Raw genomic sequence first — 20286 nt, 5'->3', positions numbered from 1 at the left:
TTATTTTAAACAAAGGGCATGTAAGTTCTTTTATCTTCATTTTTTATATTTGATAATACATTTTTAAGTATCGAAAACCCTAAAGGGATCTCATCTAGTTCAGGAGTGCTAAAACTAAGTCTTAGAGCATTTATATAAGAGTTTTGATCTACGGAAAACACATTTCCTGGTACGGTGGCTAATCCCAATTTCAAGCAGTCCTCATATACTTTGGTTTGAGATATATCATCGTCTAAGTTTACCCAAACACTCAAACCTCCATTTGGCTTAATATAGCTAATGCCTAAATTAGATAATTTATCCAATTCACTTGTAAATAGATCATATTTTTTCTTATAATTTTCCCTTATGTTTTCAATGTAATTTATCCAATACCCATTCCTTAAATACAGGTCAAATGCTCTTTGAAGATATCCAGATGAAGAAATATCTGTGGAGTGCTTAGCTTTGTATACATCTTTAAATATATCTTCTGGAACTGTCAAAAACCCAACTCTAATCCCTGGCATAAATATCTTTGAAAAGCTTTTTATAAATATGACCTTTTCACTTCTATCGTAGGATTTTACTGGGTAAAGAATTGAGTTGTTGAAAGTTAAATCAGTCAAGAAATCATCTTCAACTATATAGAAATCATGTTCAATTGCAAGTCTTAATAATTCTCTTTTCTTTTCTTCACTGTAGCAAATCGTCGTAGGATTTTGAAAATTAGGCATAGTATATATGAATTTTGGAGAATATCTCTTCAAATATGATTTTAAAATTTCAATATTTATACCGTCGTTTTCCATGGGGATGCCAATTATCTTTGCTCCTCTTGATTTAAAAGCTTGGTAAGCACCCGGATATGTGGGATTTTCAACAAATACTACATCCAATGGTTCGATTAAAGTCTTGGATATAATGTCTAAACCTTGCTGCCCTCCTGAAGTGATCAATATTCCATCTACTGATAAGTTGATGGAGTAATTATCCAATAAAAACTTTGAGATAGATTCTCTAAGTGGTTCATAACCTCTAATTTCTGGATAGGAAAAAGCGTTTCCTCCATCTCTATCAAGAACTTCAATTAAAGATTCCTTAAACTCTTTAATTGGGAAAAGATCAGGTGATGGAGTGACACTAGCAAAGTCTACATTTGGCTTTGAATGGGGGTATATGCCTGAAAGCATTAGCTCAAAATCCCCTTCTTCCAAATTCATCAAACCATAATTCTTTAGAGGTTTTCTGACATAGGTTCCACTTCCTTCAACTGTGTAAACTAAACCCTCTTGTTCAAGCATTTTAAATGCATTGATTACTGTCACATTGTTAACTTCCAATGTCTTTGAAAGGGATCTAATAGAAGGAAGCTTTTCACCATCAGAAAGATCATCTATTGCCATTTTTAAATTTTCATAAAGTTGTATATATAAAGGTATAGATGAATGTTTATCTAATTTAAAATCAATATTCACATTTTTCACCTCTTTGTATTGATACACTTATTATATCACTATGATCTACTGTGTCAAAGTTAATTAAAATCATCTATACTTACGTATTTTTATTGATGTATAGTTTCTAGTAACATATAATAATTACATAAAGTATAAGTTTTATAATTATAATCTTTATAGATGTATAAAAATTGCAATTAAAGGGTATAAAAAAACAACGAGGTGAGATGATGATGAAAGAAATAGATGCTAGAGGGTTGGAATGTCCGAAACCAGTAATATTGACAAAGAAAGAATTAGACAATATAGAGGAAGGAAAAGTCAAGACCACTGTTGATAATGAGGTAGCTAGAGAGAACCTCATTAAACTTGCAAAAAGTCAAAATGCCGATTTTGAAGTTGAAGAATTAGAAGGAGGACTTTTCGCAGTTACTATCGAGAAGAAAACTAGTGCAGAAACACAAAAACAGAAAAAACTGGTAGAAGTTGATGAAAACTATGTGATTGCAATACAGTCTGAACACATGGGCAGAGGGGATGAAAAATTAGGTAAAATATTGATGAAAAGTTTCATTTACACTGTAAGGGAAACTAAACCTTACCCAAAAAGTATTTTGTTTTTTAACAGTGGAGTGAAACTCACAGTTGAAGAAAGTGAAGTGCTAGATGATTTAAAGGATTTGGAAAATGAAGGAGTAGAGATAATTTCTTGTGGGACATGCTTAGATTATTTCAATTTAAAAGATAAATTGGGAGTTGGAAGTATTTCAAATATGTACACTATATATGAAAAGATGAGAAACTCAACAAATGTGGTGACAATAGGATAATGGAAAGAGAAAATATATTTTTAATTTTGACATTTGATTCTACTCATCATGCAATGCGGGCTGAAAGCATTTTAAAAGAAGAAAACATTGCTATAAAAACAATACCAACACCTAGAGATATAACTCTAAGCTGTGGTCTTGCAATAAAAGCAAGTGTTTCAGATAAAGAGATAATTATTAAAATGCACGAAGACAAAACTTTGGACTTTAAAAACCTATATGAAGTATCAACAATGGATAATAAAAGAGAGCTAAAGAAAATCATCTAGGGGGTGGCTAGGATATCTATCATAAACAATATTTTTAAAGATGATTTAGGAAATATTAACTTCCTAGGGAAAATAGGGATATCAATTCTTATCTTTTTATCAGTATATTTCATAACTAAGATCGTTAATAAAGTTATTGACAAGACTATATTAAATAGAAAATCTTTATCTACAATTGAGTCTACCAATAGGATTATCACTATGACTCAGACTATAAAGAGGATTGTAAAGTATGTCCTTTTGTTTTTTGCGTTAGTTATAAGCCTCGATATGTTTGGGGTAAATACTGCATCTTTAATCGCCACACTAGGTATTGGAGGGTTTGCTTTAACTTTTGGAGCGCAGTCTCTAGTTAAAGATATGATAACTGGGTTTTTCATATTAATTGAGAATCAATATTCAGTTGGAGATTATGTTCAAATCGGCTCGAAAGAGGGAATTGTAGAAGAACTTGGAATTAGGATAACAAAGATAAGAGATTTTACAGGAGAACTTCATATAATACCAAATGGATCAATAACAGAAGTTACCAATAAAACACGAGGCGGCATGAGAGCTTTAGTTAAGGTAGGTGTTTCTTACGAAGATGACTTAGATCATGTGTTGAGTGTTTTAAATAAAGTTGCTGATGAGTTAAAAAATGATGAAAAAGTAATTGAAGGGCCTACAGTTTTAGGAGTAACTCAACTAGGCAGTTATAGTGTAGAAATTTCAATTGTTGCAAAGACTATTCCGATGGAACAATGGGCTGTCGAACGGAATTTGAGGAAGAGAATAAAGGAAGAATTTGAAAAAGAAGGAATAGAGATACCTTATCAAAAAATTGTAGTGCTTGGAGGAGAAAAGTCATGATTTTAAAGTACGATGTCGGGGATCATGTAACCCTCAAAAAAGGGCATCCTTGCGGAGAGAACAACTGGGAGATACTTCGAACTGGGGCTGATATTAAGCTATTGTGCACAGGGTGCAATAGACAGGTATGGCTTACCAGAATAGAATTTGAGAAGAGAGTTAGAAAGATATTAGATGGGGACAAATGGGTAAGCATAGTGCATTATAAACAAGACAAAGAAAATGATTAAAAGAAGGTGACCAGTTTTGCTCGTAGCGAGGCAACCTATACTTGATAAAAGGCAGAATATATTTGCATATGAATTGCTTTATAGAGATGATGATAAAACAACTTCTTTTAATCAAGAAGTGTCGGCTCTAAGAGCATCAACAGGAGTCATTTTGGAGCTGTTTGAGTCAGGAGCAGAGAGAATCACTGAAAACAAGAGAGCTTTTGTGAATTTTGATAAAGAGCTTTTAATGTCTGATGTATTTGAAATAGTTAAACCTGACAAAATGGTCATAGAGGTACTTGAGGATGTAGAAATTGATGAAGCACTGGTAGAAAGATTATTTGATTTAAAAAAGAAAGGCTATACAATTGCTTTAGATGATTTTTTTCATTCGAGTGAGGATTATGCACTCATCAATGTATGTGACATAATCAAGTATGATTTTTTAAATACAGATATAAAAAAAATAATTATTGACTCAAATATCGCCATTAAAAAAGGAAAGACGATTTTAGCTGAAAAAGTTGAAACACAGGAAGAATTTGAAATTGCAAAGAAAATTGGATTTACATTATTTCAAGGTTATTTTTTTGAAAAACCTAAGATAGCTAGTTCGCAGAATAGCAAAGTTCGCCCAATACAATACACATCTGTCATTTCGGAGTTAAACAAGGAAGAGCCATCATTTGACAGATTAACAGATATAATTGAGAAAGACTTAAATCTATCATATAGGCTTATGAGGATGATGAGCCTTAGAAATTTGGAGATAAATAGAGAGAATATAAAAAAATCTCTTACTTACATGGGATTAAAAGGCATAGAGAGATGGATAAATATAGTGCTAGTCCAAACCCTTGGGAAAAATTGTCCGGCGGAGTTGGTTAAAATTTCTTTAATTCGAGCTAGTTTTGCAGAAAGGATTGCCCTAAATGTTCCTCGATATGAAAACTTTAGATATCAAGCATCAATAGTAGGACTTTTTAGCACCCTAGATGCAATATTAAATATGCCTTTAGATGAGGCACTCAAAGATTTAAAACTAGACGATATAGTAAAAGATGCACTTTTAGAAAACGAAGGAATATTAGCACCCATAAAAGAATTGTATCTATCTTATGAAAGAGGAGATTTCAAAAAAGCCAGTGTGTTTGCTGAAATGATGGGCCTAGATGAAAATTTGCTAAGCAAGTTATACATCGAGTCTATTGAGTGGGCAAATAGAATAATGCAAATAGTATAAGGAGGAGTGTTTTATGAACAATTTTAGTATTTATCTTCCCACAAAAATAAAATTTGGGAAAGGAACAATAAATAAATTATCCAAATTAGTTGAAGGAAACTACAAAAAAGTACTCATTCACTATGGTGGAGGCAGTATCAAGAAAAGTGGGCTTTATGACGAAGTAGTTGATGAGCTAAAAAAAGCAGGTGCACAGATTTATGAACTAGGGGGAGTAAAGCCAAACCCTAGACTATCCCTAGTTAGAGAAGGTATTGAATTGGTTAAGAAAGAGGGAATTGATCTAATCCTTGCTGTTGGTGGAGGAAGTGCAATTGACTCATCAAAAGCGATTGCCTTAGGTGCTGTAGCAGATGTTGATGTCTGGGACTTTTATTTAGGGAAAGAACGACCTAAAAGAGCATTGCCAGTAGGAGTTGTGCTCACTTATCCAGCTACTGGAAGTGAAGCAAGCATGGGAAGTGTAATCACAAACGAAGAAGAGGGATTAAAGTTATCAGTAAATGATGATATGATTAGGCCAACCTTTGCTATAATGGATCCAACATATACTTTGACTCTTCCAAAAGACTTGACATTTGCAGGTATATCAGACATATTATCTCATATTTTAGAAAGGTATTTTACAAATACACCAAATGTTGATCTAACAGATCATTTATGTGAAGCAACCATGAAAAGCGTGATTAAAAATGCGCGAATACTAAATGAAAACCTTGATGATTACAATGCTAGGGCAGAAATCATGTTGGCTGGTACAATCGCTCACAACGGGATACTTGGACTTGGAAGAGAAGAAGATTGGGCAAGCCATAACATAGGTCACCAATTAAGTGCTCTATATGGTACTACACACGGAGTGACTTTAAGTATTATATTTCCAGCTTGGATGAAGTATGTATATCTAGACAATTTAGATAGGTTCAATCAGTTTGCAATAAATGTATTTGGCATATCTGATGCAGGGAGTTCTAAAGAGATTGTTGCACTTGAAGGAATAAAAGCATACGAGGAATTTTTAAAGGAAGTAGGACTTCCAACAAGCTTTGAAGAAGCTAATCTACCAAGTGATAGGTTAGAAGAAATGGCACAGAAAGCAGTGATAAAAGGCAAATTAGGTGGACTCAAAAAATTAGATGTAGAAGATATAATTAAGATATATGAATTAGCATTGTAAAGATGACCTCTAGGGAATTCCTTAGAGGTTTTTCTTTAGACTCTCTCAATAATTGTTTATTTTTCAGTCAATTATCTGGTATAATTAAATTAGGCGGAGGTGTAATATGGAATTTGATTTTAATTATTATAAAAAAGCTGCTGATTACATATTGAATATTGTAGGGCATGAGGTTGAGATTGGGCTGATATTAGGCTCATCAATGGGCAGTGTAAAAGAAATCATAAATGTTGAAACTATCATTGATTACAAAGACATACCAAATTTCCTCATTTCAACTGCAGAAGGCCATGAGGGAAAGCTTATAATTGGAGAAGTAGAGGGCAAAAAAGTAGTTCTCATGAGCGGTAGATTTCATTATTATGAGGGTTATGACTTTGAAGAGCTTTCAATACCTATAAGAGTATTTAAGTTGTTGGGAGTAAATAAAGTCATATTGACAAATGCTGCTGGAGCTATAAATAAAAGCTTTAAGCCGGGAGATATCGTCCTTATAAAAGACCATATAAAGTTAAATGGTCCAAGTCCTTTAAGAGGAAAAAACATCGAAGAGTTTGGTCCTAGATTTTTCGATGTGACAGATATGTATACAGAAAGATTAAGAGAATTGGCAAAGACAATAGCAAAAAAAGAAAGCATAGATGTAAAAGAAGGAGTTTATTTCTTCGCCACAGGGCCACAGTTTGAAACTAAAGCAGAGATTAAAGCCATGGGAATACTTGGAGCAGATTTGGTTGGGATGTCAACTGTAACAGAAGCTTTAACAGCTGCTCATACAAACATAGAGGTACTAGCCATGTCTTTAGTCACTAACATGGCTGCGGGAATAGTAGACAAGAAAATCACTACAGAAGAAGTTGAAGAGATAGGAAAATTATCAAGAGATAAACTAAAGAAATTTATTTCCTCGATTATCGAGGCTATGTAGGAGGCTGTTATGCAAAGATTTGATGAAGGCTTAGCATTTTTATTAAGGTATGAAAACATCGCATGGTATGAAAATGGAGTTGTGAGGATACTAGACAGAAGAATCTATCCAAATGAGATATCGTTTGTAGAATGTAAAAGTCATCAAGAAGTTGCTAAAGCAATAAAGGACATGGTAACACAAAGTGCAGGCCCTTATACTGCCTGTGGCATGGGAATGGCTTTGGCAGCCTATGAAGCTAGAAATTTGGGAAAAGCTGAATTTATCAACTATCTAAATGAAGCTGCGAAAACTCTTTACACAGCAAGACCAACTACAACAAAGAGAATGAAACTCATCACAGATGGATGTATTGAGGCAGCGATAGATGCGTTAGAAAAAGGAGAAAGAGTTGACGAGAAGATTTTTCTTCACACAATCGAGCATAATAACACGAGGTATAGAAGAATTAACGATGTAGCAAAATATTTAACAGATATGTTTCCTAAAAAAGGTACTATAATGACACAATGTTTTGGTGAAACTATCGTGGGTATGATATTAAAAGAGGCTAAAGAGAAAAATCTAGACATAAAAGTGATTTGTCCTGAAACAAGGCCATATTTTCAAGGCTCACGACTTACAGCTAGCGTATGCTATGACCAAGGTTTTGACGTCACAGTAATTACAGACAATATGCCTGCATATGTGATGGAGGAAAAGAAAGTCGATTTATTTACTTCGGCAGCCGATGCTATTTGTATGGATGGGTATGTAGTCAATAAAGTTGGTACTTATCAAATTGCAATAGTAGCAAAATATTTGAAAATTCCATATTTTGTAACAGGGATACCTGACATTGGGCATGAAAGTATTTCTACTGTGACGATAGAAAAAAGAGATGGGGATTTTGTGCTTCAGGCTATGGGAGTGAAGACTGCTAAAGAAGGAGTTAAAGGGTATTATCCATCTTTTGACATAACGCCACCACACTTGGTAAGCGGTGTTGTCACAGACAGAGGTATCTTTTCACCATATGATTTAAAAAGATATTTTAGGGGGGATGAAAAAATAGAAATGATTTTATAAAAGGTATAGACAATCAATTGTTTTAAGTGTATATTATATATAGCAGTAGGAAAAGGTTTTCCGAATAAATGGAGGTGTGTTTAATGGCTTTAGAGTACGCAAATAGGATGAACTATGTTAAAGCATCAGAAATTAGAGAGTTACTTAAATTGACAGAGCAACCAGGAATTATTTCTTTTGGTGGCGGATTTCCTGCACCAGAGCTATTCCCTGTAAATGAAATGATTGAGATTAGCAAAAAGGTAATGGAAAAGAATGGAGCGCAAGCACTCCAATATGGGCCAACTGAAGGGTACAGACCTCTAAGGGAAGCAATCGCAAAGAGAATGAAAAAAGTACAAGTAGACGCAGTAGTAGAAGATATTTTAGTTACAAGTGGATCGCAACAAGGGCTAGATTTTGCTGCAAAAGTATTTATTGATCCAGGTGATTATATAATAATCGAAAAGCCAAGCTACTTAGGAGCTATTAATGCTTTTAGAGCTTACGAACCAAATTTTATTGACATCGAATTAGAAGACGATGGCATGAATATGGAACAATTAGAAAAAGCATTAAAAGAAAACAAAAAAGTTAAATTTATATATGTAATACCAGATTTTCAAAATCCTTCAGGTAAAACTTGGTCTATCGAAAAGAGAAAAAAACTTGTTGAATTAGCAAACAAATACGACATAGCTGTAGTAGAAGACAATCCATATGGAGAATTAAGATATGAAGGAGAATTATTCCCTGCAATTAAACACTTCGATACTGAAGGCAGAGTGATTTTCTTAGGAACATTTTCAAAGATATTCTGTCCAGGATTGAGACTAGGTTGGATCGATGCTCATCCAGAAGTACTTAGAAAATTCATATTGTTAAAACAAGGTGCTGATTTACAATCAAGCACAATATCTCAAATAGAAGTAGCTACATTCCTAAACGAATATGATATTGATGCACATATAGAAAAAATAAAAGTGGTTTACAAGAGAAGAAGAGATTTAATGGTAGGGATTATGAAAGAAAAATTCCCTAAAGAAGTTAAATACACTATACCAGAAGGTGGATTGTTCACTTGGGTAACATTGCCTGAGCATATAAACACAAGAGATTTAGCGGTAAAAGCATTGGAAAAACAAGTTGCATTTGTACCAGGCGGTTCATTTTATGCATATCCTGGTCATGAAAATGATATGAGATTAAACTATTCTGCAATGCCAGATGATTTAATAATTGAAGGAATGAATAGATTAGCAGATGTAATTAATGAAGCATTGAAATAACAAAGTTCAGAGGATTTCCTCTGAACTTTTATCTTTCTTTGTTAATTCAAGTATATATATTTTAGTTTTGTAAACTTTCCAAATTAATACATTCATCGAATAAATCAATGATTTCTTGTGATTCTGTATGGGATACACAAATAACAGTCTTTCCAAGATTCAATATTTCTTTAGTTATCTTAAAAGCAAGATCTTCATTTAGTCCAGAAGTATGTTCATCTAATAGAATGATGTCTTTAGGATCTATAAGACATCTAGCTATTCCAATTCTCACAGCTTCTCCACCAGAAATTTTACGTTCTTTACTCAATATATCTTCTAAAGATAAATTTAACTCTAACATTTCAATTAATTTACTAATTTTATTATTTTCGTTGACTTTACCTAATAAAATATTATTTTCTACGGAATTTTCAAAGATATGTATGTCTTGGGAAATATAAGATATAGTAGTATATATAGCAGATTTTTCCATATCTTCAATGTTTTTATTAAATATTAGAACTTTTCCTTTGTCTGGGGTCAATTCACCGGCAATTATTTTTAATAATGTGGACTTACCACTTCCGCTTTTACCTTTTATTAAATAAGTTTTATTTTTCATAAACTTATAACTTACATTATTTAAAACTTTATTATTTCCATAAGAAAATTCTATATTTTCGATTTCAACAGCCACCTCAGAAGAATCAAAAATAGGGAATTTGAAATCTTTTTGTGAAAGATCAACTTCAGTTTCTCCTATAAGTCTTTTCTTAGCAACAAGACTCGACGCATAGTTATTATAAAGGGAAATCAATGCAACAACAGGTCCTGCTAAATAATTCATTAATTGTAATAATGTAATAACTTCTCCTATGGATATTATAGACCTGCTTACAAAAATTCCTCCAGTAAATAATATTACTATTTGACTAATATTGCTTATACCTTCAGAAAACACATCATTTAATATGTTCAGAAGCTTAAACGACTCTCTTTTGTCTTCATGGTCTTTAGAAATATTTTCATGAATTGACTTGATCCAGTTTATTCCATTGTATCTTATTAACTCTTTTTTCCCAGTAAGGGTATCCTCGATAAATTTTATATAATTATCTGAAGAATTTACAAAGTTTTCTGATTTATTTTTTAATGCTTTTTGGCTAAATATAGGCACGATAAGAGGCAATGAGGAAGATATAAATGCAATTATAAAAAGTCTTATATCTATGCTTATTAAAGATATTGAAGTAAATATAAACACACTTAAAATATTAACAATATTAAATTTATTCATCAACTGTCCACTATAATAAATATCCAAGTTTTGAGAGTAGTCAACTAAATCAAATTTATCTCTGTTGTTTGTAAATTCGGAAAGGAATTTATTGTTTTTTATTTTATTCATTTCCTTATTAGAAATTTTAAAAGCAAGCTTGTAAGAAATCACTGGAAGTATTAATGTAAGTAAACCATAGATGAGCATTATTATAACGTTTTTTCTGAAAATATCAAATTGAGAATTAGTGAGATTGTCTATAAGGACTCCAAATAAAATTGCGATTCTTACTAAAACAAACGAATTTATTATGTAGAATAAATATGCAACTAATTTCATTTTATTGACCTCACTTTCATGATTTTAGAGGGTATTCCTTTGAAAGTTTGATGCTTTAATTAATTTACCCTTCCATTTGCCAATAATTAAAAAGATAGTGCTCATTGGTTAATTGCAAAATCTATTGAATTTTTAATTTTGTATTTTGCAACTACATAATTAGCAGGCAACGATATAGAAAACAAATATTAATTACAGTATAATACTTTTCGTGACTAAAATCCATAAATTTGTAAGATTAACTTTTATGGTTGGCTATGCTTATTGATTGATAAGGGTAGAATTTAGATTTTCATTTGAGTAAATTGAAGAACATTCCTGCCACTTGTGTTTTAAAACAGTTGAATAGTTGTTGGGAATATAATATGATAAACATGAAGAAAGTGTAAGCTATCTAGCAGTTGATGTGATTGGAGGTGACACCATTTATTGTTCCAACCATAAACCATAAGAAGTTTGGTTTATGTCATACCCTACGAATAGGAAAATTTTGATAGTCCCGCGTTATAAAAAAGAGCCTAGATAAATATTTATAGACTCTGTTTAATTTTTTGTAAATTGCTATCCGTAGGGACAAAATAACAAGCTAATTTTATAACAGAAGCGTTAAATGTCATTTTGTAAATTTAGTTATAAAAGCTCTTATGTTTAATTACCATAAGAGCTTTTATCTTATTCAAACTTATAAAATATTAAGTTTATTTTGGAAGTTTTATTGTGATTGTAGTACCTTTACCGACTTCGCTTTCCAATGTAATAGAACCATTGTGATATTCAACAATGTGTTTAACAATCGAAAGCCCTAGGCCAGAGCCTTCAATTTTTTTAGATCTTGACTTGTCTATTCTATAAAATCTTTCAAATATCCTGTCTTGTTCTTCTTGAGGTATCCCTATTCCAGTATCTTTTACAGAAATTAATCCATTATTTTCTTCATTTTTAACTGAAACTAAAACATTTCCATTTTCCACATTGTATTTTATAGCGTTGTCAATGAGATTATACACCAAATCTTCGATCATTCTCTTATTTGCCTTCACATGGGTTATTTCTCCATCAACTTCTAAATTTACTTTGTGAGATGCAGCTTGAGGCTTCAATTTGTGTACAACATCTTTTATGGTCTCATATAGGTCGATTTCTTCATATGTCTTTTCAACTGACTCGTCTTCTAGCTTAGAAAGGTTCAAAATGGATTCTATAAGTGTAAGTAACCTCGTACCTTCCTTTTGTATTATACCAGCAAATTTCTTAACTTCTTCTCCTTCAGCCATTCCGTTTGCAATCATTTCAGCATATCCGTTTATTGAAGTCAGAGGAGTTTTAAGCTCATGGGAAACATTTGCAGTAAATTCTCTTCTTATTTTTTCAGCTTCTTTTAAGTTGTTCATGACAAGCTCGATTTGTTTCTTTTGTCTATTTATTGTTTCGACAAATGGTTTGATTTCAGGGTAAATTTCTACATCTTCCACTTCTTCTCCTGATAAAATGCTTTCAATATTGTCAGCAGCATTTTTAATAGGTGATAGTATTATTTTAGATATCTTAGTTGATAGCATATATAAAACCACAAGTATTAAAACTAGTATCGCTACCATAGGAGGTAGACTTGCTGTAAAGATTTCGCCAAAAGTTAAGTCATAATTTCCCATATTTGTGAAATACTCATAAAACAACACATCAAGTACAAGTGTCGTGACAATCAAAGTGGCTATTACAATTATTGTTAGGTACTTAAATATTCTCTTTTCCATAACTAACCTCCGAATTTATAGCCCACGCCTCTTACTGTTTGTATACTTTCTCCTGCTTCACCTAATTTCATACGCAAAGTCCTTATATGAACATCTACAGTCCGAGTTTCTCCTTCAAAATCAAAGCCCCAGACTTCATTCATGATTTGATCTCTAGATAAAACAATATTCATGTTCTTCATTAGATAATACAGTAAATCAAACTCTTTTAGAGTTAAATATACTTCTTTATCATTTACCCTTACTTCATGCTTTTCAACATCTAAAGTTAGATTGCCACTTTTTAACACAGAATCTTTATTTAAGCCTATATATCTCCTCAATACCGCTTTCACACGGGATATGAGTTCCATTACACCGAAAGGTTTTTCAATATAATCATCTGCACCCATATCCAGTGCTTTTACTTTGTCATACTCGCTTGTCTTTGAAGTAAGCATGATTACTGGAATATCTTTTGTGGACACCATAGTCCTAATTTTCTTGAGAATTGTATACCCATCTTCGCCTGGAAGCATTATATCCAATATATATAAATCAGGAGGTTTCTGTTCAAAAACCTCTTTTCCGCTTTCAAAGCCAACTACTTCAAAACCTTCTTTTTTCAGAGCATATGTGACCAATTCTCTTATCCCTTCATCATCTTCCACTATATAAATTAAGTTCAAATAAATCAACTCCAACTAAAATGTTCGCCAGTTATAGCGTAATAAACCCATTCAGCAATATTTTGTGCATGATCTCCTATTCTTTCGAAATACTTTGCAATTAAAATAAAATCAACTGATTGTTCACTTGAATACTTTTGATCCCTTATATATTCTATAAGTTCATTCTTTACCATATCAAATAATTTATCCACTTTATCATCATAGTAAATTATCTCTACTGCTTTATCTACGTCGCGATTTACAAATGCGTTTATGGATTCTCTAACCATGTAGATAGTCGCTTCAGCCATTTGAGGTATATCAATTAATTCTTTGAAGTATTTTTCATTTGCCATTCGTATAGTTAATTCAGATATATCAGCAGCCTGATCTCCTATTCTTTCCATATCTGTTATCATTTTTAATGCTGATGATATAAGCCTTAAATCTCTTGCGACGGGCTGTTGTTGAAGGATTAATTTCAAACATAAATCTTCTATATCTCTTTCTTTGTCGTTTACTTCTTTATCACCATTTGCAACTCTGGTAGCGAGTTCTACATCTTGATTCACAAGCGCAGATACAGCCGCCTCAATTCTACTTTCTATTAAATTTCCCATTTCAATTAGTTCTTCATTTAATCTTTCGAGTTCTTGGTCAAATTTACTCCTCATAATTATCATCCCTTTTTATGATTTATACCACTATTATAATTGAAAAAAACCATACTTACCAAAATTTTTGATAAAAATGAGGTAAAATTAATGTAAAAATTGATATTATCATAGAATAACTACAAAATGCGACAACTTAATTGAAAAACACCGAAGGTGGTGGTAAAGTAAAAGTACTTTATGAAAAAAATAAAATTAGTTGTTCAAGCAATTAAAGCATCGTTTTTTCAATTAATGGTAGAATTTATATTTCAGAAAATTCTGTACATTATAAATTAATAATGAAGGTAACAAGTAATGTAAAAAAAGTTTACTCGTCAATGCTGAATTGCTTAGCTGAAACTGGCATAAGATTCTCCTTTCTGTTTTGAATTATACACAACTTTATATTATGAATATACCCAAAAAGGGAGGAATCTAGCCATTTCAATACATAAAGAGGCAGTAAATATGCGAGTTGTAGAGTTCTGCAACGAGCTAATTATTATAAATGGAAGGAGGACTGATTGTAATAGTGATTTAAAAGAGGTATAAAAAACTGTATAACTTTAAAAGAATTTAATATGGAGGAATGTTTTATGAGAAAAGTAAAATTATCAAGTATGTTTATGTCAATTTTACTGGTATTTACTACAACAATACCAGTGACTGCACAAGCTGAAATTTTACATGAAAAAGAAAATATAAAACTTTTAAGTGCTGAGATTTATATTGAAGATTATTTAGATCAAGATGATAAGGTTTATTTAGATAAGTTAACAAAAGTTTTTGATGAATTCTCATTAAATAGCTCAGGTGTTTTAAAAGTTGATAAATCATTAAGTGAAATACAAGAAAAAGCTGGGTTTACAGATGTAGAGATGGAAAGGTTTAATGAAATCCTAATATTTAGTAAAAACAATCCTGGTGTTGCTAATGAACGTAAGATAAGTGAAGCGATATCAAAAGATATTACTAAAACTGGAAATACAATAGAACCACAAGTGTTTGTTGAAGATTGGAAAATCTATTTTACACTTGAAGAAGTACAAACTTATTTCCTTGCAGCTGCTCAAATTGGACCTGCTGCAATAGTAGCAGCGTTAGCAGGTTTAGGAACAGCTATTGGGGGTCCCGTTGGAACAGCTATAGGTACGATTGTTGGATATGTAAGTGGAGCAGGATTTGCTTATCTTGTAATGAGAGCTGTAATGTTACAAAAAGGTGTTTATATTGGGCTAGAATGGGATGGACTATTCCCAGTATATGTTGATGGTACTTGGTGATGATAATGTCTATAAATAATAAAATATTTCAGCCAATTACAATCTATACAGCTCTGATGATAAGTTTTTATTTATTTATAAACTCACCATTATTTTCAAAAATAGTGTTAGTTTTAATATTTATATCTGCTTTATTTATGGCAATAAACACTTTTAAAGAAAAAAATTCATCACAGCGAGTTAAAAACACCTTATTTGAATTAATGTATTGTGTACTAGTTTATATAACAATGAAATACGGCTCTAGATATATTGGAAATGTTTATAGTTCATTATTAGTAGTTATTGAATATCTTATATATATAAATATAGTTAATCCCAAATTAATGAATAGACAAATATTTACTAGTATAAAAAAATAGGTTCACTATTGAATGTTGAGAGGTAAGCGTAAAATAACCCACACCTTTTAAAGATATGGGCTGTATTATATACTATTCTTTGTTAGGAATTTTGCAATTTAGAGGAATTGAATCTGACCAAGGAAGTAGTTGATCCAATTCTTCCATATTATTTAGGTCTATATTAGGTAATTTTTCAAATAGATATTTTAAATAATAAAATGGGTTTAGATTATTAGCCTTTCTTGGGAAAGGATCTAGATTAAAGTTTTCTATTTTTTTCTTTCATTTAAGATAAAAAAATGAAATCAAAAAAACAAACACTAAAATAAACCATGAAGTGATTCCTAAGATGGATGCCCTATTTGAAGGTCATAAACAAAATGCTGATAAATGAGATAGAATTGGAAAAGAGGTATCTAAACATGAGTAAATAATACTTAGAAGAATAAAATAAGAAAAGAAGGAATCCAAAGGAGAAATTTGGTGGAGTTTTTTATTGCATAAAATAAAGGTTTGGTGACTAGCTTGTGAATTTTTAAAAAAATATAAGTAAGGGTCAAACTTAGCCAAATCAAAAGCCTGTTTTCAATTATGAGGACAGGTTTTATTTTATTTGGTATAATATATGTAATCTTATTATAAGGAATATCTTTTATTGTTGGGTAAAGAAGGTGGTATATTTGAGTAGGATAGATGAGGTTTTTGAAACTTTAACATATCTAGAAAAGGAAAAAGGAGAAGGAGTTTCTGCTACTGACATAGCTTCTATATTAGAAACGGACAGATCTAATATTAGTAGATATTTAAACATATTGTATAGAAAAGGTAAATTAGAAAAAATAGATGGAAGAACTGTTCTCTATAAATCTAAAACAGATAGTAATAAAAAAATATATAATAGAAATGTACATTTAATAGATACAAATAATAGTTTAGATAAAATGGTTGGAGTCAATCAAAGTTTAAATGTACCAATACAAAAAGCGAAGGCTACTATAATGTATCCACCTAGGGGTTTACATACTTTACTTTTAGGTGAAACTGGTGTAGGGAAATCCATGTTTGCAGAACTAATGTATCAATTTGCTATTGAATCTAAAACCATATCAGAAGACGCACCTTTTATAAAATCAATATAAAACAACAATCACGATAAAATTTTCTACGAAAGGTAAAGGCATACCACCAAATAAGAGGAAAATAATATTAATTATATAAAGGACTAACTCAAAATAGCTGAGTAAACTCATTTTGAGTTAGTCCTTTATATTGATATTATCTTAATCTTTCTATTCTTTGATAATCTCCTAAGACAAGTTCATCTATTAGCCCACTTTCAACCATATCTTCATAAGTATACATTTCGTTAACATAATAGCCATCTTTATCTGTAGTAATGTAATTTTCTTCTATCCATAAAAACCATTTTTCAAGATCATTTTTTACTATATTTAAAGTATCGTAGTCTATTTCATTAATTACACTTACTGAATCTACAAAGAAATCATAATAATTATTTAACAAAGACATGATGCTGCCTCGACTATATACAGCTTCTTTTGGAACTTTACTCTTACTAAGTGCATTCTCATAACTGTTCAAAGCAAGTTCAAAGTTTCTTGATGCATATAATAAACGACTAATATTAAATTCATCAATATTGTAAGTATCATCGTTGGTGTATGTTCCAATATCATATACAATTTGAGTTAATGCTGCATAATGACTATACAACTCAAGAGATATATATTCTTCGGTATCTAATTTTTGATTATAATTAGCCCTAAGAAATAAAACTAATATTAGTAAGACTAAAATTATAAGTAGTATTTTTTTCCTCATTTATTCATACCCCCATCTTAGCGTGAAACTATATGTATCCATTATTGTATGATGATTAACTAAAATTTTTTCGAGATCATAATTATATTAATCAATTTTGGTCTTTTTACGAGTTTTTCATAGTTCCATTTAATACAAACCAACTACAAGCCTGTTACAAAACCATCAATAAGAAAAGAATCTTCTTCTACTTCTTCTAACACAACAAAAAAAGATGTTTCTGACTCTGGATATAAGGCTGAAGTTTTTGCAGTTTCCATTTCAACACTAACCAAAATAAAAACCTTATTTTCTTGATATTCTGAAACTACGGGTTCTTTTTCAATATTTACTGCTTTTGCCCATATCATGCCAAATACATTATCACCATGAAAATAATCTTCAATACATGATTCTGTACAATATGATTTCATTGTTTCATAATCAGAGCTTTCAAAAGCAGAGAAAAATGCTTCTGTAATATCTGCTGGCGATAGTTCCGATATATCAGAATCACTTTCTGAATTGTTACAAGCTGATAAACCAACACATAGACAAATCAAGCAAGTTGCTATTAAAAAATTTTTAAGCTTAGTCATAATACCCACAAACCTCCTTCCCTCGTTTTTATTACGATTTAATAAAATGGATATAAATATATGTATTTAAAAACTATGTTAGATTATATATACAAAATATCATTATCAAAACAAAAACACAAGCAAGATACTATCACAGGCAAAAAATTATTTGCAGTAAAATATGTGTTGTGTTATACTATGTAAGTGTTCCTTGCTCTATTATATAGATAGAGCCGATAGTCCATAAGGAGGTGAAAAAATGAGAAAGTATGAAATGATGTTAATCTTTTACCCTAATTATGAAGAAGAGAAAAGAAATACCGTCATGGATAGGCTAAAAAGTATCGTTGAAACAGATGGTAAAGTTGAAACTATTGATGAATGGGGTTTAAGAAAGCTTGCATACCTTATCGATGATTATGCTGAAGGGTACTATGTATTAGTAAACTTTGAAGCTGGTCCAGATATTGCTAAGGAATTAGACAGGGTTTCTAAGATTTCAGAAGGTATTATGAGACATATGATAACTAAAATTGAAGAGTAAACCAAGGGATGGTGAAATACATGAATAATGTTGTATTGATTGGTAGGCTTACAAAAGATCCAGAGTTGAGATATATACCTAATACTGGTACTGCTGTTTCCACATTTACATTAGCTGTTGACAAAGGACTTTCGAGAGAGAAAAAGAGCGAAATGGAATTAAAAAATCAGCCAACTGCAGATTTTATAAATATAGTCGTATGGGGAAAAGTTGCTGAAAACTGTGCGAATTTCCTTACAAAAGGTAAACTAGTAGGTGTTTCAGGAAGAATTCAAACTAGAAACTACGAAGCAAAAGATGGAACAAGAAGATATATTACTGAAGTAGTTGCAAATAGTGTTGAATTTTTAGAGTGGGGAGATAATGCAAATAAACAAAGCACTCCTTCAAATGATGATGACGACTTTTTTAATGGAATTGATGGATTTCATCCTACCGACAATGACGACATCCCATTTTAGTCAAAGGAGGGGAAAAGATGCAAAGAAGATATAAACCAAGAAAAAAAGTTTGCGCTTTTTGTGCTGATAAATCATCACATATAGACTATAAAGATGTTAACAAACTTAAAAAATATGTCACTGAAAGAGGTAAGATATTACCTAGAAGAGTTTCAGGAAACTGTGCAAAGCATCAAAGAGAACTTACAATTGCCATCAAAAGGGCAAGACAAGTTGCTTTGTTGCCATACACTCAAGACTAAGAGAGGGCGAGCCTCTCTTTTTTTATAATTGAATTATGCTTTTATTTATTCTACTAATATAATATAATCAATAAGTAGTACATATAATTTTGAGGTGAATATTTTGAACAACGAGACACAGAAAAAAATAAATATAGAACTGATTTTAGAGATCATAATTATTCTACTTATTGCTATGCTTTCGAGATTTGCATTTGGGAATTTGATTTTTTTAATACCTGCAGTTGCTTGTGTTTTTTCTATTAAATACAGTTTTAAAGAATCAATTATATCTCTTATAATAGCTTTACTAGTGTTAATTTTAATTGATAGATTTTATGGATTGATGATATTAATTCAAATACTACCTATGTCCATAGTGTTTAGCTATGCCATAAAACTTAGAAAAAAACCTAAAGATGTAATTCTAATATCTTCACTCGTGCTTTTTTTGTGCCTTTTGATTTCTTTAAATGCACTTACTGCGGGAAGTGAGTTGGATTTTACTCATCAATTAAAACAGTTTTTAGATAATCAATTGGCAACACAGATAGATATTTTAGAAAGCATGAACTTAGAGCAAGAAGTTATAGAAAATTTTAAAATCACTCAAGAGAATGTTTACAATTACATACTACAGATACTTCCTAGCATATTGATTGTATATGCACTCGCCATTGGGTATATAAACTATAATATAGCAAAATACACCTTGAGAAAATTGGGGATAGGGATTCGAGAAATTGCTCCTTTTAGTAGATTTAGCGTGCCTTCAAACTTTGGCATAGGAGTGTTCAGTGTATTTATTCTCATGCTCATCCTTAGAAACATAGATGGTGTAACATACGATGTTTTATTGATCAACTTGACTGCGGTATTGGGACTAATTTTTATATTGCAAGGACTTAGTGTGGTAGATTTTTTCTTAAAGAAGAGAAAGACGAAGACTTTTTTAAGAGCTATTTTAATAGTTTTGATCGTTTTATTAGCACCGTTGTTGACGCCAATTACTATTCTAGGCTGCATCGACATGATATTTGATTTGAGAAAACTAAAAAGGCCTAGAAAGTCATAGGAGGTATTTT

Annotated in this window: 24 protein-coding genes; 16 read left to right on the top strand and 8 right to left on the bottom strand. The window is 31.3% G+C overall.

The genetic code is table 11. The annotated features are described in order from the left end of the window. Nucleotides 1-5: 5 nt before the first annotated feature. Nucleotides 6-1457 carry a MocR-like pyridoxine biosynthesis transcription factor PdxR gene (pdxR, locus tag E4100_RS08400; RefSeq protein ID WP_245196384.1) on the bottom strand — a complete coding sequence of 484 codons (1452 nt, stop codon included), beginning with the start codon at nt 1455-1457 and terminating at the stop codon, nt 6-8. 215 nt (nt 1458-1672) lie between these two features. Between pdxR and yedF the strand changes: the two genes are divergently transcribed. From yedF to E4100_RS08355, 9 genes are all read left to right on the top strand, one after another. Continuing rightward, a complete protein-coding gene (yedF, locus tag E4100_RS08395; RefSeq protein ID WP_209315325.1) occupies nt 1673-2269 on the top strand; it encodes a sulfurtransferase-like selenium metabolism protein YedF in 597 nt (198 codons plus the stop codon). After that, entirely contained in the window at nt 2269-2538 is a 270-nt protein-coding gene (locus E4100_RS08390; RefSeq protein ID WP_135271599.1) for a putative Se/S carrier protein, read from the top strand. The genes yedF and E4100_RS08390 overlap by 1 nt, the downstream gene beginning before the upstream one ends. A gap of 3 nt (nt 2539-2541) precedes the next feature. Then, the gene (locus tag E4100_RS08385; protein ID WP_135271598.1) at nt 2542-3390 is read left to right on the top strand and encodes a mechanosensitive ion channel family protein; all 849 of its coding nucleotides are present in this window, start codon (nt 2542-2544) and stop codon (nt 3388-3390) included. Beyond that, entirely contained in the window at nt 3387-3620 is a 234-nt protein-coding gene (locus tag E4100_RS08380) for a DUF951 domain-containing protein (RefSeq protein ID WP_425596615.1), read from the top strand. Before E4100_RS08385 ends, E4100_RS08380 begins: the two co-directional genes overlap by 4 nt. A 16-nt stretch (nt 3621-3636) precedes the next feature. Further along, nucleotides 3637-4845 carry an EAL and HDOD domain-containing protein gene (locus E4100_RS08375; RefSeq protein WP_135271597.1) on the top strand — a complete coding sequence of 403 codons (1209 nt, stop codon included), beginning with the start codon at nt 3637-3639 and terminating at the stop codon, nt 4843-4845. 13 nt (nt 4846-4858) lie between these two features. After that, the gene (locus E4100_RS08370; RefSeq protein WP_135271596.1) at nt 4859-6022 is read left to right on the top strand and encodes an iron-containing alcohol dehydrogenase; all 1164 of its coding nucleotides are present in this window, start codon (nt 4859-4861) and stop codon (nt 6020-6022) included. A gap of 106 nt (nt 6023-6128) precedes the next feature. Then, nucleotides 6129-6950 carry a purine-nucleoside phosphorylase gene (locus E4100_RS08365; RefSeq protein ID WP_135271595.1) on the top strand — a complete coding sequence of 274 codons (822 nt, stop codon included), beginning with the start codon at nt 6129-6131 and terminating at the stop codon, nt 6948-6950. A gap of 9 nt (nt 6951-6959) precedes the next feature. Next, nucleotides 6960-8018 carry an S-methyl-5-thioribose-1-phosphate isomerase gene (locus tag E4100_RS08360; RefSeq protein ID WP_135271594.1) on the top strand — a complete coding sequence of 353 codons (1059 nt, stop codon included), beginning with the start codon at nt 6960-6962 and terminating at the stop codon, nt 8016-8018. Between the two features lie 83 nt (nt 8019-8101). Beyond that, nucleotides 8102-9286, top strand: a complete 1185-nt coding sequence (locus E4100_RS08355; RefSeq protein ID WP_135271593.1) for an aminotransferase-like domain-containing protein — start codon at nt 8102-8104, stop codon at nt 9284-9286. A gap of 61 nt (nt 9287-9347) precedes the next feature. Here the strand turns inward: E4100_RS08355 and E4100_RS08350 are convergent, their stop codons facing one another. The 4 genes from E4100_RS08350 to phoU form a co-directional block, all read right to left on the bottom strand. Next, nucleotides 9348-10886 carry an ATP-binding cassette domain-containing protein gene (locus E4100_RS08350; protein WP_135271592.1) on the bottom strand — a complete coding sequence of 513 codons (1539 nt, stop codon included), beginning with the start codon at nt 10884-10886 and terminating at the stop codon, nt 9348-9350. Nucleotides 10887-11584: 698 nt separating this feature from the next. Continuing rightward, nucleotides 11585-12640 carry a sensor histidine kinase gene (locus tag E4100_RS08345; protein ID WP_135271591.1) on the bottom strand — a complete coding sequence of 352 codons (1056 nt, stop codon included), beginning with the start codon at nt 12638-12640 and terminating at the stop codon, nt 11585-11587. A 2-nt stretch (nt 12641-12642) separates the two neighbouring features. Further along, nucleotides 12643-13308, bottom strand: coding sequence for a response regulator transcription factor (locus tag E4100_RS08340; protein WP_135271590.1), 666 nt, complete (start codon nt 13306-13308; stop codon nt 12643-12645). 5 nt (nt 13309-13313) lie between these two features. Next, on the bottom strand, nt 13314-13964 hold the full coding sequence (phoU, locus tag E4100_RS08335; RefSeq protein WP_135271589.1) for a phosphate signaling complex protein PhoU: 651 nt from the start codon (nt 13962-13964) through the stop codon (nt 13314-13316). 578 nt (nt 13965-14542) lie between these two features. Here phoU and E4100_RS08330 point away from each other — a divergent pair. Both E4100_RS08330 and E4100_RS08325 read left to right on the top strand, forming a co-directional pair. Further along, nucleotides 14543-15229, top strand: a complete 687-nt coding sequence (locus E4100_RS08330; RefSeq protein WP_135271588.1) for a hypothetical protein — start codon at nt 14543-14545, stop codon at nt 15227-15229. Nucleotides 15230-15234: 5 nt separating this feature from the next. Continuing rightward, nucleotides 15235-15591: a hypothetical protein gene (locus tag E4100_RS08325; protein ID WP_135271587.1), complete on the top strand. Its 357-nt coding sequence runs from the start codon at nt 15235-15237 to the stop codon at nt 15589-15591. A gap of 72 nt (nt 15592-15663) precedes the next feature. Here E4100_RS08325 and E4100_RS09610 read toward each other — a convergent pair whose 3' ends face one another. After that, nucleotides 15664-15846: a transposase domain-containing protein gene (locus E4100_RS09610; protein ID WP_209315326.1), complete on the bottom strand. Its 183-nt coding sequence runs from the start codon at nt 15844-15846 to the stop codon at nt 15664-15666. 407 nt (nt 15847-16253) lie between these two features. Between E4100_RS09610 and E4100_RS09485 the strand changes: the two genes are divergently transcribed. After that, the gene (locus E4100_RS09485) at nt 16254-16712 is read left to right on the top strand and encodes a sigma 54-interacting transcriptional regulator (RefSeq protein ID WP_135271586.1); all 459 of its coding nucleotides are present in this window, start codon (nt 16254-16256) and stop codon (nt 16710-16712) included. 136 nt (nt 16713-16848) lie between these two features. On the opposite strand, the gene E4100_RS08310 is transcribed toward E4100_RS09485, so the two are convergent. After that, on the bottom strand, nt 16849-17415 hold the full coding sequence (locus tag E4100_RS08310; RefSeq protein WP_135271585.1) for a hypothetical protein: 567 nt from the start codon (nt 17413-17415) through the stop codon (nt 16849-16851). A 143-nt stretch (nt 17416-17558) separates the two neighbouring features. Further along, on the bottom strand, nt 17559-17993 hold the full coding sequence (locus E4100_RS08305; protein WP_135271584.1) for a hypothetical protein: 435 nt from the start codon (nt 17991-17993) through the stop codon (nt 17559-17561). A gap of 241 nt (nt 17994-18234) precedes the next feature. On the opposite strand from E4100_RS08305, the gene rpsF reads away from it, so the two are divergent. The 4 genes from rpsF (at nt 18235) to E4100_RS08285 (ending at nt 20276) form a co-directional block, all read left to right on the top strand. Further along, entirely contained in the window at nt 18235-18519 is a 285-nt protein-coding gene (rpsF, locus tag E4100_RS08300; RefSeq protein WP_135271583.1) for a 30S ribosomal protein S6, read from the top strand. Nucleotides 18520-18539: 20 nt separating this feature from the next. Continuing rightward, complete coding sequence (locus tag E4100_RS08295; protein WP_135271582.1) at nt 18540-18980, top strand: single-stranded DNA-binding protein; 441 nt, start codon at nt 18540-18542, stop codon at nt 18978-18980. Between the two features lie 17 nt (nt 18981-18997). Then, a complete protein-coding gene (gene rpsR, locus E4100_RS08290; RefSeq protein ID WP_135271581.1) occupies nt 18998-19222 on the top strand; it encodes a 30S ribosomal protein S18 in 225 nt (74 codons plus the stop codon). Nucleotides 19223-19325: 103 nt separating this feature from the next. Beyond that, the gene (locus E4100_RS08285; RefSeq protein WP_135271580.1) at nt 19326-20276 is read left to right on the top strand and encodes a DUF2232 domain-containing protein; all 951 of its coding nucleotides are present in this window, start codon (nt 19326-19328) and stop codon (nt 20274-20276) included. Nucleotides 20277-20286 lie beyond the last annotated feature (10 nt).

The sequence above is a fragment of the Soehngenia longivitae genome (genome assembly GCF_004684055.1).
GTDB lineage: Bacteria > Bacillota > Clostridia > Tissierellales > Tissierellaceae > Soehngenia > Soehngenia longivitae.
The sequence above is the reverse complement of the archived record's forward strand: the minus strand, read 5'-3'. Positions and strand labels throughout refer to the sequence as shown.